General features: G+C 72.6%; 13 protein-coding genes and 1 tRNA gene. 12 read left to right on the top strand and 2 right to left on the bottom strand.

All coding sequences use genetic code 11. From position 1 onward, the window contains the following. Positions 1–140: 140 nt before the first annotated feature. The 6 genes from metG to CHB94_RS07170 all read left to right on the top strand — a co-directional run bounded on the left by metG (position 141) and on the right by CHB94_RS07170 (position 7,017). The gene (metG, locus tag CHB94_RS07145) at positions 141–1,940 is read left to right on the top strand and encodes a methionine--tRNA ligase (protein WP_089335892.1); all 1,800 of its coding nucleotides are present in this window, start codon (positions 141–143) and stop codon (positions 1,938–1,940) included. Continuing rightward, the gene (locus tag CHB94_RS07150) at positions 1,937–2,830 is read left to right on the top strand and encodes a TatD family hydrolase (RefSeq protein WP_089335893.1); all 894 of its coding nucleotides are present in this window, start codon (positions 1,937–1,939) and stop codon (positions 2,828–2,830) included. Before metG ends, CHB94_RS07150 begins: the two co-directional genes overlap by 4 nt. 105 nt (positions 2,831–2,935) lie before the next feature. Next, positions 2,936–3,772 (top strand): hypothetical protein, encoded by an 837-nt coding sequence (locus tag CHB94_RS07155; protein WP_089335894.1) that lies wholly within the window; start codon positions 2,936–2,938, stop codon positions 3,770–3,772. Between the two features lie 359 nt (positions 3,773–4,131). Next, on the top strand, positions 4,132–5,217 hold the full coding sequence (locus CHB94_RS07160) for a resuscitation-promoting factor (RefSeq protein ID WP_089335895.1): 1,086 nt from the start codon (positions 4,132–4,134) through the stop codon (positions 5,215–5,217). After that, positions 5,201–6,094 carry a 16S rRNA (adenine(1518)-N(6)/adenine(1519)-N(6))-dimethyltransferase RsmA gene (gene rsmA / locus CHB94_RS07165; RefSeq protein WP_217899203.1) on the top strand — a complete coding sequence of 298 codons (894 nt, stop codon included), beginning with the start codon at positions 5,201–5,203 and terminating at the stop codon, positions 6,092–6,094. Before CHB94_RS07160 ends, rsmA begins: the two co-directional genes overlap by 17 nt. Continuing rightward, positions 6,091–7,017 (top strand): 4-(cytidine 5'-diphospho)-2-C-methyl-D-erythritol kinase, encoded by a 927-nt coding sequence (locus tag CHB94_RS07170; RefSeq protein WP_089335896.1) that lies wholly within the window; start codon positions 6,091–6,093, stop codon positions 7,015–7,017. Before rsmA ends, CHB94_RS07170 begins: the two co-directional genes overlap by 4 nt. Before the next feature lie 16 nt (positions 7,018–7,033). On the opposite strand, the gene CHB94_RS07175 is transcribed toward CHB94_RS07170, so the two are convergent. Together CHB94_RS07175 and CHB94_RS07180 are read right to left on the bottom strand one after the other, a co-directional pair. Then, the gene (locus CHB94_RS07175) at positions 7,034–7,687 is read right to left on the bottom strand and encodes a TetR/AcrR family transcriptional regulator (RefSeq protein ID WP_254920465.1); all 654 of its coding nucleotides are present in this window, start codon (positions 7,685–7,687) and stop codon (positions 7,034–7,036) included. A 107-nt stretch (positions 7,688–7,794) separates the two neighbouring features. Continuing rightward, positions 7,795–8,781: an acyl-CoA desaturase gene (locus CHB94_RS07180; RefSeq protein WP_089335898.1), complete on the bottom strand. Its 987-nt coding sequence runs from the start codon at positions 8,779–8,781 to the stop codon at positions 7,795–7,797. 210 nt (positions 8,782–8,991) lie between these two features. Between CHB94_RS07180 and CHB94_RS07185 the strand changes: the two genes are divergently transcribed. The 6 genes from CHB94_RS07185 (at position 8,992) to CHB94_RS07210 (ending at position 14,991) form a co-directional block, all read left to right on the top strand. After that, positions 8,992–9,064 (top strand) — tRNA-Gln (locus CHB94_RS07185). 31 nt (positions 9,065–9,095) lie between these two features. Then, a complete protein-coding gene (gene glmU / locus CHB94_RS07190) occupies positions 9,096–10,613 on the top strand; it encodes a bifunctional UDP-N-acetylglucosamine diphosphorylase/glucosamine-1-phosphate N-acetyltransferase GlmU (RefSeq protein ID WP_141137446.1) in 1,518 nt (505 codons plus the stop codon). A 14-nt stretch (positions 10,614–10,627) separates the two neighbouring features. Next, the gene (locus CHB94_RS07195) at positions 10,628–11,608 is read left to right on the top strand and encodes a ribose-phosphate diphosphokinase (RefSeq protein ID WP_089335899.1); all 981 of its coding nucleotides are present in this window, start codon (positions 10,628–10,630) and stop codon (positions 11,606–11,608) included. 310 nt (positions 11,609–11,918) lie between these two features. After that, positions 11,919–12,635, top strand: coding sequence for a 50S ribosomal protein L25/general stress protein Ctc (locus CHB94_RS07200; protein WP_089335900.1), 717 nt, complete (start codon positions 11,919–11,921; stop codon positions 12,633–12,635). 65 nt (positions 12,636–12,700) lie between these two features. Then, positions 12,701–13,288: an aminoacyl-tRNA hydrolase gene (gene pth / locus CHB94_RS07205; RefSeq protein WP_089335901.1), complete on the top strand. Its 588-nt coding sequence runs from the start codon at positions 12,701–12,703 to the stop codon at positions 13,286–13,288. 320 nt (positions 13,289–13,608) lie between these two features. Then, on the top strand, positions 13,609–14,991 hold the full coding sequence (locus tag CHB94_RS07210) for a sugar transferase (RefSeq protein WP_217899204.1): 1,383 nt from the start codon (positions 13,609–13,611) through the stop codon (positions 14,989–14,991). Positions 14,992–15,109 lie beyond the last annotated feature (118 nt).

Genomic DNA, 15,109 nt, shown 5'->3' on the forward strand with positions numbered 1-15,109 from the left:
CACTGCGGCTCGCTCGGCGCCTTCGCCCCTCCGCTCCTCGGTCGCTGTGCGGCCACTCGCCTCCGCGCTCGCTCCGCTCCTCGCTCGCTGGCGCTCGCTGCGATGCTCAGGGCTCCGCGCGCCTTCACTAGTCTCGGGACGTGACAGATCGGCACATCCTGACCGCAGTCGCCTGGCCCTACGCGAACGGGCCGCGGCACATCGGCCACGTCTCCGGGTTCGGCGTCCCCTCCGACGTCTTCAGCCGTTACCACCGGATGGCCGGGGACAAGGTCCTCATGGTCAGCGGCACCGACGAGCACGGCACCCCGATCACCGTCGCGGCCGACGCCGAGGGGATCACGCCGCGCGAGATCGCCGACCGCAACAACCGGATCATCGTGGGCGACCTGCAGTCGCTCGGGCTCAGCTACGACCTCTTCACGCGGACGACGACGGCCAACCACGCCGCGGTCAGCCAGGAGATCTTCCTCGGCCTGCTCAAGAACGGCTACGTCTTCCCGCAGACGACGCTCGGCGCGATCAGCCCCTCCACCGGGCGCACGCTGCCCGACCGCTACATCGAGGGCACCTGTCCGATCTGCGGCTACGACGGCGCCCGCGGTGACCAGTGCGACAACTGCGGCAACCAGCTCGACCCGACCGACCTCATCAACCCGGTCAGCAAGATCAACGGCGAGACGCCGAAGTTCGTCGAGAGCGAGCACTACTTCCTCGACCTGCCCGCCTTCACGAAGGCGCTGGGCGACTGGCTGGCCACTCGGAAGAGCTGGCGGCCCAACGTCCTGAACTTCAGCGTCAACCTGCTCGAGGACCTCAAGCCGCGCAGCTACACCCGCGACATCGACTGGGGCGTCCCGGTGCCGCTGGACGGCTGGCGCGACCGCCCCGACAAGCGGATCTACGTCTGGTTCGACGCCGTCGTCGGGTACCTGTCCGCCTCCATCGAGTGGGCCCGTCGCTCCGGCGACCCCGAGGCGTGGCGGCAGTGGTGGCAGACGCCGGACTCCGACGCCTACTACTTCATGGGCAAGGACAACATCGTCTTCCACTCCGAGATCTGGCCTGCCCAGCTGCTCGGCTACAACGGCGAGGGCGACAAGGGTGGCACCCCGGGCTCGCTCGGCCGGCTCAACCTGCCGACCGAGGTGGTCTCCAGCGAGTTCCTCACGATGGAGGGGCGGAAGTTCTCGAGCAGCCGCCAGGTCGTCATCTACGTGCGCGACTTCCTGGCCCGGTACGACGCCGACGCGCTGCGCTACTTCATCGCCGTGGCCGGCCCCGAGAACCAGGACACCGACTTCACCTGGGCGGAGTTCCGGCGCCGCAACAACGACGAGCTCGTCGCCGGCTGGGGCAACCTGGTCAACCGCTCCGTGTCCATGGCGGCCAAGAACGTCGGCGCCGTACCCACGCCGGGGGAGTTGACCGACGCCGACCGCGCACTGCTCGCCACCACCTCCGGCGCCTTCCGACCGATCGGCGAGCTGCTCTCGCGCAACCGGCAGAAGGCCGCGATCGGCGAGACGATGCGGGTGGTCGGCGAGGCGAACAAGTACCTGTCGGACCAGGCGCCGTGGAAGCTCAAGGAGGACCCGGCCCGCCGCGACACCGTCCTGCACACCGCGCTGCAGGCGATCAAGGACTGCAACGCCCTGCTGACGCCGTTCCTCCCGCACTCCGCGCAGCAGGTGCACGAACTCCTCGGCGGCACGGGGGTGTGGTCGGTCGCGCCGGAGGTCCACGACGTCACCGACCTCGACGACGGCTCTCCCTACCCGATCATCACCGGCCCCTACGAGCAGGGTCAGGCGGTCTGGGGTTCCACGCCGCTCGCCGCGCCGGGGACGCCGCTCACCCCCCCGAAGCCCATCTTCACCAAGCTCGACGAGTCCGTCGTCGAGGAGGAGCTCCGCCGCCTGGAGGAGGGCGGGGCATGAGTCGGTCGGCGTCCTCCCGCGCCAACCGTCGGGGCGAGCCGCCGCCGTCCCCGGAGCCGCTCCCGTCCCCGGCGCTGGACAGCCACACCCACCTCGACATCGTGCTGGGGGAGCGGCCGGCAGGGGACGAGCACGGGGAGTGGGCGTCCGACGACGACGTCGACGCCGAGATCGCCGCCGCGGTCGCGGTGAACGTGCCCCGGCTCGTGCAGGTCGGCGTGGACGTCCCCTCGTCGCGGTGGTCGGCCCAGCTGGCTGCGCGGCACCCGAACGTGCTGGCCGCCGTCGCGGTGCACCCCAACGAGGCGGGCTCCGGCGGGGCCGACGAGGCAGCGCTCGCCGAGATCGACCGGCTGGCCGCACTGCCCCGCGTGCGGGCGGTGGGGGAGACCGGACTGGACCGCTTCCGTACCGGCCCCGAGGGCTGGGCCGCCCAGGAGGCCTCGTTCCGGGCGCACATCCGGATCGCCAAGCGCCACGGGATCGCGCTGGTCATCCACGACCGGGACGCACACGAAGAGATCCTGCGGGTGCTCGAGGACGAGGGGGCGCCCGAGCAGACGGTCTTCCACTGCTTCTCCGGCGACGCCGTCTTCGCGAAGGCCTGCGTCGAGCGGGGCTACGTGCTGTCGTTCGCGGGCACGCTCACCTTCGGCAACGCCGGCTCTCTCCGGGAGGCCGCGGCGATCACGCCGGTCGACCAGCTGCTGGTGGAGACCGACTCGCCGTTCCTCACCCCGATGCCGCACCGCGGTCGGCCGAACTCCTCCCGCCTGGTCCCGCACACCGTGCGCGCGCTCGCCGACGTCACGGGCGTGGAACTCGACCAGCTCTGCGCCACCCTGACCGCGACGGCCGAGCGCATCTTCGGGAGCTGGGAAGACAGCTGACGACGGTCCCGCCGAGTGGGTCCCGCGAGCCGGGACGGGAGGGCTCCGCGCAAATAGGGAACGGCACGTGGCCGCGGTGTCATCCGGAGGACGACAATCAGCACCGTGGGCCGTCTGATCGCCGTACTCCTGTTCATCGCAGTGTTGGTCCCCGGCGTACTGCTGGGCCGGGCGTGGTGGTTGGCCGGGGGCCGCCGGACCGTCGCCGCGGGTGCGGTGGAGCTCGTCGAGCCGACCCCGGAGGGTGCCCGCACGCTGCAGCGCCAGGCGCAGCACGGCCGGCGCATCCGCCTCCTGGGCCTTCTGCTGGGCGCGGCCGGCGTGATCGGCAGTGTCGTCGTCCTGGCCGAGGCCTCGGTGTTCCTCTGGGTACCCGTTCTCCTCCTGGGCCTGCTGTCGGGCGTGCTGCTCGCCGAGGCGACCCGGCCGCGGCCACGGTGGTCGACGACCGTGCCGCCCCGGCGGCCGCGGCGCTCGGACCAGATCTCCGGCTGGCTGGTCTGGACCATGCGGGCGGTCGTCGCGGCTCAGGTGGCCGTGACCGTGCCGCAGTGGCGGTCCGGCGAGCTCTCCGACGGTGTGGGCTGGGCCGCGCTCGTGGCCCCGGTCGTGGCCTGGGTCCTGGCGGAGATCGCCCTGCTGCGGGCGCTGCTCCGCCCGCTGCCCGCCCAGGGCGCCGACGTGCCGGTCGACGAGGCGCTGCGCACGTGGACAGCGCACCTCGTCACCGCTGCGGCGACCGTGCTCGCGCTGCTGCCGCTCGGCACCCTGCTGCTGCGGGCGGGCATCGATCCCGACGGCGCGAGCGAAGGCTTCGACGTCCTGCCGGTCGCACTGGTGGCGGGCGGGTTCTCGGCGCTGGCCGCGGGAGTCGCCGTCGCCGGTTTCCTGCTGACGTGGCTGCGACCGGTCCGTTCGGATGCGCGTGCCTTGACCCGCTGACGGCCGCCCCGCACGTCGGTGACTACCCGCTCCTGTGACGTTGATCGCAGGATCGGGTCGTAGCGCTCGTCACATCCCACCCGTCACTCCCGGCACGGCTGTCACGAAGCGTGTCGGCGTGCCGACTCTGTGGTCATGTCGACTTCTGGTCTACTCGGTTCGCACCATCACCACTCGTTCCGTGTTCGTTAACGTGTCGTGACCGACAGCCGGGGTGGAGACGGACCCGGGCAGTGTGCCAGGCCAGGAGTCCCACTCCGGGCTGGATGCCGCCCAGGGACGCCGACCGCGACGGGCAGGCCTTCCTCGGACGGCGGGCCCGTTCTCCTGCCCGGGCTCTGTGACCCCTGGAAGTGTCCGTGCGCCGCTCGCTCCAGCTCAGTCTGTTCGCCGTCGTCCTCCTGGGACTGGTCGGCGGCACGCTGGCATACCTGGCCGCCCAGAAGTCCGTGACGCTGACCGTCGACGGGCAGGTTCGTACCGTCGGCACGTATGCCGCGACGGTCGGCGAGGTCCTGGACGAGGAGGGGCTCGAGCCCGCCGAGCACGACGTGCTCCTGCCGGCCACCGAGCAGGTGCTGGCCGACGGCGACACCGTGATCCTCAACCGGGCCCGGCCCCTCGAGCTCACCGTCGACGGGGTCTCCCGCGAGGTCTACGTCACCGCCCTGTCCGTGGACGAGGCGCTGGCGCAGCTCGGTTACCGGGCCGACGGGCTGGTCCTGTCCGCCAGCCGCAGCGAGCGCCTCCCGCTCCGCGGCATGGAGCTGACGATCACCACGCCCAAGGACATCGTCCTGGTCAGCGACGGCCAGGAGCGTGTGGTCACCACGACTGCGGCCACCGCCGGCGACCTGTTGGCCGAGCAGGGCATCACGCTCGGCGCGACCGACCGCACGAGCCTCTACCTGGGGCAGGGCCTGCTGAACCGGATGCGCCTGCAGGTCTTCCGGGTGCAGGTCTCCGAGGTCACCGAGACCACGCAGATCCCGCACGAGCGGGTCGAGACCTCCGACCCCGAGGTCCTCGAGGGCGAGAAGACCGTCACCCAGCGCGGCGTGGCCGGTGAGCAGGTCGCGACGGTCCGGGTCACCGTGGTCGACGGCGTCCAGACCTCGCGCGAGACCCTCCGCACCACCATCAGCCGGGAGCCGGTGCCCGAGCTCGTCACCGTCGGCACCAAGCCGCGCCCGGCCAACTCCCCGGCCGCCGACGGGCTGAACTGGGCGGCGCTGGCCAGGTGCGAGTCGGGCGGGCGGGCCGGCGCCGTCAGCCCCAACGGCAGGTACCACGGGCTCTACCAGTTCTCCGTCGCCACGTGGCAGTCGGTGGGCGGCTCCGGCCTGCCCTCCGACGCGTCGGCCGACGAGCAGACCTACCGGGCCCAGTTGCTCTACAACAAGGCCGGTGCCGGTCAGTGGCCGCACTGTGGCCGTCACCTCTGAACGGACGCTCCTGAGCACGCACCCCGAGCAGCCGGAGGGACTGCTGGGCCCGGCCGCGATCCGTGAGCTGGCCCAGCAGCTCGGCCTCCGACCGACGAAGACGCTCGGGCAGAACTTCCTGCACGATGCCAACACCATCCGGCGCATCGTGCGCACCGCGGGCCTGCGGCCCGACGACGTGGTCCTCGAGGTCGGGCCGGGGCTGGGGTCCCTGACCCTCGGGCTGCTGCCGGCCACCGCGCGGGTCCTGGCGGTGGAGATCGACCCTCGCCTGGCCGACCTCCTGCCCCGGACGGTGGCCGACCGCCGACCCGACGTGGCAGACCGCCTGACGGTCGTGACCGCCGACGCCCTGCGCATCCAGGAGCTCCCCGGTCCGTCGCCGACGGCGCTGGTCGCGAACCTCCCGTACAACGTGGCCGTGCCCGTACTGCTTCACCTGCTGGAGCTGCTGCCCACGCTCGACCGCGCCCTGATCCTGGTCCAGGCCGAGGTGGCCGAGCGGCTCGCGGCGCCTCCGGGCGGCTCCGCCTACGGCGTGCCCTCGGTCAAGGCCGCCTGGTACGGCGAGGTGCGCCGGGCCGGCTCCGTCGGGCGGAAGGTCTTCTGGCCCGAACCGAACGTCGACTCCGGCCTCGTCGCCCTCGTCCGTCGTCCTCCGCCGCCCGGGGACCGGGTGGCCACGTTCGCGGTCGTGGATGCCGCCTTCGCCATGCGCCGCAAGAGCCTTCGCGCCGCCCTCGCCCGGTGGGCCGGCAGCCCCGCGGCCGCCGAGGCGCGGCTGCGGGCCGCCGGCATCGATCCGGCCCTGCGGGGGGAACAGCTCTCCGTGACCGACTTCGCCCGGCTGGCCGCCACCGATCCGGTGGAGACGTGACCGCCGTCCTCGCCCGAGCGCCCGCGAAGGTCAACGTGCACCTCGCGGTCGGCCCCCTGCGGTCCGACGGGTTCCACGAGCTGCGCACGGTCTACCTGGCTGTCTCGTTGTTCGACACGGTCACGGTCCGGCACGGGGAGGGTCTCGAGCTGTCCGTCACCGGCGAGGGAGCGGGAGCTGGCCGCGGCGCCGATCGGGTACCGACCGACCGGCGCAATCTCGTCTGGCGGGCCGCCGAGCTCCTCGCCGCGGCCGCCGGGATCACCGCCGACGCCACCATCGAGATCGCCAAGTCGATCCCGGCCGCCGCAGGGCTGGCCGGTGGCAGCGCCGATGCCGCGGCTGCCCTCGTCGCCCTGGACGCCCTGTGGAGGACGGGGGCCGGGCGGGAGGACCTCGTGGCGCTGGCTGCCCAGCTGGGCAGCGACGTCCCCTTCAGCCTGCTGGGTGGCGTGGCCCTCGGTACCGGCCGCGGCGAGCAGCTGACTCCCGTGCTCTCACGCACCCGCCGGCACTGGGTGCTCGGGATCGCAGGCGAGGGGCTGTCGACCCCCGACGTCTACGGCGAGCTGGACCGGTTGCGGGCTGCCGGCAAGGTGCCGGACGGGCGGGTCCTCGCCGCCGCCGAACCCGTCGTCGCCGCGCTCCGCGGTGGGCCCACCGCGTCGTTGGCGGCGTCGCTGAGCAACGACCTGCAGGCGCCCGCCCTCGCGTTGCGTCCCGAACTGGCGCGCGCTCTGCGCGCTGCCACCGAGGCCGGGGCGGCCGCGGCGCTGGTCAGCGGTTCGGGCCCCACCGTGGCCGCTCTGGCCGAGGACGAGCAGCAGGCCGTCCGGCTCGCAGCCGAGCTGGCCGGTGCCGGGGTCTTCCGAACCGTCCGAGCCGTGCACGGCCCGGTGCCGGGCGCGCGCCTGGTGGGCTGACTCCGGATCCGCCGGCTCAGCGGGGCGGCGACGGGGTGTCGGGTGCGCCGGAGAGTTTGGGCCGGGGTTCCAGGTGGGCCAGGCCGTTGTAGGACAGGTTGACCAGGTGGCCGGCCACCTCGTGCTTGCCGGGGGACCGGGTGTCCAGCCACCACTGACCGACGAGCGCGACCATGCCCACCAGCGCCTGGCTGTAGAGCTCGGCGAGCCCCGGGTCGTAGCCCCGGTCGTCGAACTGGCGAGCGAGGATGTGCTCGACCTTGCGCGCCACCTCGCCGATCAACGAGGAGAACGACCCCGCGCCGCTGGCCACCGGCGCGTCGCGAGTCAGCACCCGGAAGCCGTCGGTCTCCTCCTCGATGTAGTCGAGGAGGACCAGCGCGGCCCGCTCGAGCATCTCCCGCGGATGACCGGGAGCCGACAGCGCCGAGGTGAAGCGGCCGAGAAGGGCCTCCATCTCGCGGTCGACGACGACCGCGTACAGGCCCTCCTTGCCGCCGAAGTGCTCGTAGACGACCGGCTTGCTGACGTCGGCGCGGGCCGCGACCTCCTCGATCGAGGTGGCTTCGAAGCCCTTCTGGGCGAACAGCTCCCGCCCGATGTCCAGCAGCTGCCGACGCCGCTGCACCCCCGTCATCCGCACGCGGGGACGCGCTGCACTGCTGCTCATGCCGCTCCCTTCCTTTCCCGACATCGTGCCCTGGGAAGGGCTCCGCCCGGGTGACCTGCGGGGAGCAGGTCGCCCGGGCGGAGGAGGAGCCGGCGTCCCGGAGTCGGTCAGCTCGTCGCCGAGACGGGTTGACGGCGCTTGGCCGCGAGCCGGACCGGGTCGGGCCACTTGACGTCCTTGGCCCAGCCCAGCTTCTCGAAGACCCAGATGATCCGGGCGCTGATGTCGATCTGACCGCGGAGGACGCCGTGCCGGGCGCAGGTCGGGTCGGCGTGGTGCAGGTTGTGCCACGACTCGCCGCCGCTGAGGATCGCCAGGGGCCAGAAGTTGGTCGCCCGGTCGCGCGAGGTGAAGGGGCGGTTGCCCACGACGTGGCAGACCGAGTTGATCGACCAGGTCACGTGGTGGAGCAGGGCGACCCGCACGAGCCCCGCCCAGAAGAACGCCGACCAGGCGCCGGTCCAGCTGCCGGTGACCATTCCGCCGATCAGGCCAGGCAAGGCCAGGCTGAGGAGCGCCCAGACGACGAACAGCCGGCTCGTGCGGCGCACGGCCGTGTCCTTGACCAGGTCGGGCGCGTAGCGGTCCGCATTGGTCTGACGGCGATCGAAGAGCCAGCCGAGGTGTGCATGGAACATGCCCCGGGCGAGGTTCCAGGCGCCGGAGCCGTACCGCCAGGGGGAGTGTGGGTCGCCCTCGCGGTCGGCGAAGGCATGGTGCCGGCGGTGGTCGGCCACCCACTGCACGACCGGACCCTGGATCGCCATGCCGCCGACGGCAGCCAGGGCGACCCTCAGGGGCTTGCCGGCCTTGAAGGAGCCGTGCGTGAAGTGCCGGTGGTACCCGACCGTGACGCCGAGGAGCGTCAGGAAGTAGAACCCGACGAACAGCGAGACGTCGGTCCAGGAGAGCCCCCAGCCCCAGACGGCGGGGACGACGGCCGCGAGAGCCAGGAAGGGCACGATCACGAAGACGTACAGCGTGATCTGCTCCAGCGCGCCCTTCTCGGCGCCGAGTGCGTTCGCGGGGAGCCCGGCATTCGGGTCCGCCGTGCGGGGCGGGGCTGAGGGCCGAGTGAGAGCGGGAGCGGACACATGGACTCCTGGGCGTGAGAAGCGCCGCGGGCGCGGGCGGTGACCGCCGGCCTTTCCGCGGCTGAGTTCCCGTAACCTACGGCACCGTAGGTCGCCCGGCGACTCCAGCGGCCCCTCCCCGTGGATGCCTGTGCCGACCCCCGGGCCCTAGGCTCCCCTCGGGTGCCGGACGTGCGGCGCCCCCGCGGGCGGGAATCGCCGCGCCGCGGGTGGGGGATGGGGTAATCGGCAGCCCGCCGGCCTTTGGAGCCGTGCAGTCTCGGTTCGAGTCCGAGTCCCCCAGCGCAGAACATGCCGCCCGTCTGAGGAGATCCGTGACCGCGCAGCAGTCGTCCCCCGCCGCACCGCCGGCCTCGCCACCGGCAGTGGCCGCCGTCGTCGTCCTCGCGGCAGGTCAAGGCACGCGGATGCGCTCGGCGACGCCCAAGGTGCTGCACTCCCTCGGGGGGCGCAGTCTCCTCGGTCACGTGCTCGCGGCAGCCGAGCCGCTGAACGCCGGCGCCACGGTCGTCGTGGTGGGGGCCGGCCGCGAGTACGTCGAGGAGCACCTGGCGCAGGTGGCGCCCGGCGCGGTGTCGGTCGTCCAGGAGGAGCAGCGGGGCTCGGGGCATGCGGCCGCCGTGGCGCTCGACGCGGTGCCGGGGCTCGAGGGGCCGGTCCTGCTGGTGAACGGCGACGCTCCGCTGCTGCGAGCCAGCACGGTGGCTGCACTGGTCGAGGCCCACCGTTCCACCGGCAGTGTCGTGACGGTGCTCACCGCCGAGGTCGACGACCCGACCGGGCTCGGTCGCATCGTGCGTGACGGCGACGGCGGGGTCCGCGCGATCGTCGAGGAGCGCGACGCCACGCCGGCGCAGCGGGCGATCCGCGAGATCAACGCCGGCGTCTACGTCGGCGACGCCGCGGCGCTCCGGCGGACGCTCGCCCGGATCGGAGCCGACAACGACCAGGGTGAGCAGTACGTCACCGACGTGGTCGGGCTCCTGGTGGCGGAGGGCGCCGCCGTCGGCGGCCACGTCGCCGAGGACCCCGACGACGTCCTGGGCTGCAACGACCGGCGGGAGCTCGCCGCCCGGCGCCGCACCCTCAACGACCGGGTGCTCGACGAGCTGATGCGCAGCGGGGTCACCGTCGTGGATCCGCAGACCACGTGGGTCGACGTCACCTGTTCGGTCGGGGCCGACGCCGTCCTGGAGCCGGGCACGCAGTTGCGCGGGACGACCTCCGTCGCGGCCGGCGCCCTGGTGGGCCCGGACAGCACCCTGATCGACACCGAGGTGGGGGAGGGGGCCAGCGTCGTCCGCGCCCACTGCCTGCAGGCGGTGATCGGCCCGAAGGTGTCCGTGGGCCCCTTCGCCTATCTGCGACCGGGTACCCGCCTGCGCGCCGGCGCCAAGGTGGGCACGTTCGTCGAGACGAAGAACGCCGAGATCGGCGAGGGCTCCAAGGTGCCGCACCTGTCCTACGTCGGCGATGCCACGATCGGCGAGGGCACCAACATCGGTGCCGCGACGGTGTTCGTGAACTACGACGGCGTGGCCAAGCACCACACGACGATCGGGGCGCACGCCCGCACGGGGGCCGACAACATGTTCGTGGCGCCGGTCACCGTGGGCGACGGCGCCTACACCGCGGCCGGGTCGGTGATCACGACGGACGTCCCCCCGGGGGCCATGGCCGTCGCGCGGGCACCCCAGCGGAATGTGGGAGGCTGGGTGAGTCGCCGTCGCCCAGGGACGCCCGCGGCGCAGGCTGCGGAAGCAGCCGAGAGCCGGGCGGTGGCACCCGACGGAGACCGGTCCGACGTCTCCCGGGCGGACACCGACCAGTAGGGACAGCGAAGTAGATGAGCGCGATCCGGCAGGCGAACAGCAAGAGCCTGATGCTCTTCTCGGGACGGGCATACCCGGAGCTCGCCACGGAGATCGCCGGGCACCTCGGCGTCACCCCAACCCCCACCGCGTCCTACGAGTTCGCCAACGGCGAGCTGTTCGTGCGGTTCGAGGAGTCGGTGCGCGGCTGCGACGCCTTCGTGGTGCAGAGCCACACCGCGCCCATCAACACCTGGCTCATGGAGCAGCTGATCATGGTCGACGCGCTCAAGCGCGCCTCGGCCAAGCGGATCACCGTCGTCGCCCCGTTCTTCCCCTACGCCCGGCAGGACAAGAAGCACCGCGGCCGCGAGCCGATCTCGGCCCGCCTGGTTGCCGACATGTTCGCGACCGCCGGCGCCGACCGGCTGATGACCGTCGACCTGCACACCGCGCAGATCCAGGGCTTCTTCGACGGCCCGGTCGACCACCTCTTCGCCCTCGACCTCCTGGTCGACCACGTGACGCAGCGCTGGGGCGACCGTGACATCACCGTCGTCTCGCCCGACTCTGGGCGGGTCCGCGTGGCCGAGCGGTGGACCGACAAGCTCGGCGGCACCCCGCTGGCCTTCATCCACAAGACTCGCGACCCGATGCGCCCCAACGAGGTCAAGGCCAACCGCGTCGTCGGTGAGGTCGAGGGCCGGGTCTGCATCCTGGTCGACGACATGATCGACACCGGCGGCACGATCGTGAAGGCCGCCGAGACGCTCTTCGAGGCCGGCGCCGCCGACGTCATCGTCACCGCGACCCACGGCGTCCTCTCCGGGCCCGCCGTCGACCGGCTCAAGAACAGCAAGGTCAGCGAGGTCATCATCACCAACACGCTGCCGATCGAGCCGGAGCGCCAGTTCGACAAGCTCACCGTCCTGTCGATCGCGCCGCTGCTGGCTCGCGCGATCAAGGAGGTCTTCGAGGACGGCTCGGTCACGAGCCTCTTCGACGGGGCTAGTTAGATCGCGATCCTCCGGATCGCACCGCGGCCATGACTCCGTCGTCCTACCGGACGACACCGCGGCCACGTGCCGTGCCCCTCGTGCGCTGAGCAGCTCTCGTCCGTCCTCGGGGGACCCTCCGGGCCCCGTCGTCGGGACCGCTTCGCTGGGGGCTCGACAGCAGCTGCCGCGGCGCTTCGGGTAGCCTGGGCCCGTTGCCCGGCGAGGGAGCGGTTCGTCTGCTCCGTGATCGACGTGCGTGTGCCCTCTTGGGGCGTGCCGCGCGTGCGCCGGCACGTAGACCGCCCCACCTCTTGAGGAGCACACCACCGTGGCTGACTTCCGCCTCGAAGCCGAGATCCGCACCGAGTTCGGCAAGGGCAGTGCTCGCCGCACCCGCCGCGCCGGCCGCGTCCCTGCCGTCCTGTACGGGCACGGCCAGGACGTCGTCCACCTGTCGCTGCCCGCTCGCGAGTTCGCCGCGGCGCTGCGCAACGGCGGCAGCAACGTCCTGCTGACCATCGCGCTCGACGGCAAGGAGCAGCTGGCCCTGACCAAGGCCGTCCAGCGCGACCCGCTGAAGCGCACCCACGAGCACGTCGACCTGCTGCTGGTCCGTCGCGGCGAGAAGACCACGGTCGAGGTGCCGATCACGATGGTCGGCGACGTGGCTCCGGACACCATCCCGAACCACCAGCTGAGCACCGTCCAGATCGAGGCCGACGCCACCCAGCTGCCCGAGAGCATCGAGGTCGACGTCACCGGCCGGTCTGCCGGGCAGAACATCACTGCCGGCGACCTCGTCCTGCCCAAGGGCTCGGTGCTGATCACCGACGCAGAGGCGCTCGTCATCGGCTTCCTCGGTGCACCCACCACCGAGGCGCTGGAGGCCGAGCTGGCCGAGGCCGAGGCCGAGGCGGGCATCGAGCGCGAGGAGTCCGACGAGGCTGCCGAGGGCGCCGGCCAGGGCGACGTCGTTCCCGAGCCGCAGGACCAGGGCAGCGGCGAGTCGATGGGCTCCGCCGAGAAGTCCGCCCAGGACAGCTGAGGCATCCGCTGAGCGAGAGCACGACCCCCGGGGGCGCCGGCACTGCCGGCGCCCCCGGTTCGCGCGTGTCCGAGGGGCCCTTTCTGGTCATCGGGCTGGGCAATCCCGGCCCGGGCTACGCCGGGAACCGGCACAACGTCGGCGCCATGGTGCTCGACGAGCTTGCTGCCCGGGCCGGCATCCGTCTCTCGGCAGGCAAGGGTGCCCGTTCCCGCGCCCTGGCCGGCGAGGGTCGCCTCGCCGGCCGCCGGGTGGTGCTGGCCCGCCCGCTCACCTACATGAACGAGTCCGGGGGACCCGTCCGTGGGCTCCTGGACTACCACCACCTCGCCACCGAGGACCTCGTCGTCGTCCACGACGAGCTCGACCTGCCGTTCACGACGGTCCGCCTCAAGCGCGGCGGGGGCGAGGGCGGGCACAACGGGCTCCGGTCGATCTCGCGCTCGACCGGCACCAAGGAGTACCTCCGGGTGCGCGTCGGCATCGGCCGTCCGCCCGGCCGCCAGGATCCGGCCGACTTCGTACTGAAGGACTTCTCCGCCGTGGAGCGGAAGGAACTCGAGCTCCTGATCAACGAGGCCGCGGACGCCGCCGAGGCGCTCCTGGTGCGAGGGCTCGAGGCCGCGCAGAACGAGGTCCACCCCAGGAGCTGACGCCCGTCACACCTCCGGCAGCCTGGCGTCCCTAATGGGTGAATACCCGCCCCCCAGATTGACCTGCTCGTAACGCTCTGTAAGGGTTTGTGAGGCGTCAGGCAACCGTCACCCCGTAAGCGCTGCTCACAGTCGCGCCGGGGGTTCGACGGCGGCTGCCTGATTACACAGCGTCAACGGGGGGTCAGGTGCTGTTGGATCCGACGGGTGTGCGAGGTGGTCTCCCCCCCGTTCCGGTGCCGCGGACCAGCGCAGGCGGGGCGTCGGCGCACGCGCTGCCGAAGTGGTCTCGGGCGGCGGGCCCGCGGACCGCCGACTGGGTGCGCCGCTACGCAGCCGGTCTCATCGCCTTCGAGGTTCTCGCTGCGGCGGGAGCCGGGGCGAGCGTCGTGCTGACGCGCGCCGGCGGGGTCCAGCTCTCCAGCTCCTTGTTCTGGGCGGCCATCGGTCTCGTACCCGCGTGGCCCCTGGTCCTTCTCGCGGTCGGCGCGTACTCCGAGCGGGTCTTCGGCACCGGCAGCGACGAGTACCGCCGCGTGGGCCGGGCCGGCTTCATCCTCCTGGCCTTCGCAGGCTTCATCTCGTACGCGGCCGCTCTCGACCTCAGCCGCGCGCTGGTGGTCGTGGCCGTCCCCGCGCTCACCCTCGTCACGCTCGTCGGGCGGTACGCCGCCCGGAGTCAGCTGCGTCGGCTGCGCGCCCGTGGCCGCTGCACCCGGCGGGTCGTCGTCGTGGGCCGGGGGGGCGCGGTCCTCGAGCTGGCCGCGCGGGTGCGGCGCGAGCACTACGCCGGCCTCGACGTCGTGGCGCTCTGCGTCACGCCTGGCGATCGCGCCCGGGTGGCCGAGGTCGCGGGCGTACCGGTGGGCGGACTGGACGACGTCGTCTCGCTGGCGACTCGTCTCGGAGCGGACACGATCGCGGTCACCTCGGCGAGCGAGACCGCGGCCCAGTACCTGAGACAGCTGTCGTGGCAGCTCGAAGGGACTGGCATGGAACTGCTGGTGGCGCCCGGTCTGATCGAAGTGGCCGGCCCGCGGCTGCACATCCGGCCGTTCGAGGGGCTGCCGCTCCTGTCGGTCGAACAGCCCCGATTCGAGGGCTGGCGTCGGGTGGTGAAGGGCGGCATCGACCGCATCGCGGCGGCCCTGGCGCTGCTCCTCCTGGCGCCGCTCCTGCTCGGCATCGCACTGGCGGTGCGCACCTCCAGCCCGGGTCCGGCCCTCTACCGCCAGGAGCGCGTGGGCCTGAACGGCCGCACCTTCACCATGCTGAAGTTCCGAAGCATGGTGGTCGACGCCGACCGCCAGCTGGGTCTGCTGCGGGACGCCAACATCTCCGACGGGCTGCTGTTCAAGCTGCGGGAGGACCCGCGCGTCACGCCCGTCGGACGCTGGCTGCGGCGGCTGTCCCTCGACGAGCTGCCGCAGCTGCTCAACGTGCTCGGCGGATCGATGTCCCTCGTCGGACCCCGCCCACCGCTTCCGGTCGAGGTGGCCCAGTACGACTCCTCGGTCAGTCGGCGGTTGCTGGTCAAGCCGGGACTGACGGGTCTCTGGCAGGTCTCCGGCCGCAGCGATCTGCCGTGGGAGGAGGCTGTCCGGCTCGACCTGCGCTACGTCGAGAACTGGTCCCTGGCCGTGGACCTCCTCATCCTCTGGAAGACCGGCCGGGCCGTGCTCAGCCGGTCCGGGGCCTACTGAGCCGACGCGCGGTCCGGCGGCTCACCCCGACGGGGGACGGGTGACCCGCGGAAGGCATCACCGGCGCCTACGGAGCGCAATCCTGTCCGTACGACACGAAGCCGGCCCTGCCGGTTGC

The organism is Blastococcus mobilis, assembly GCF_900188025.1.
GTDB lineage: Bacteria > Actinomycetota > Actinomycetes > Mycobacteriales > Geodermatophilaceae > Blastococcus_B > Blastococcus_B mobilis.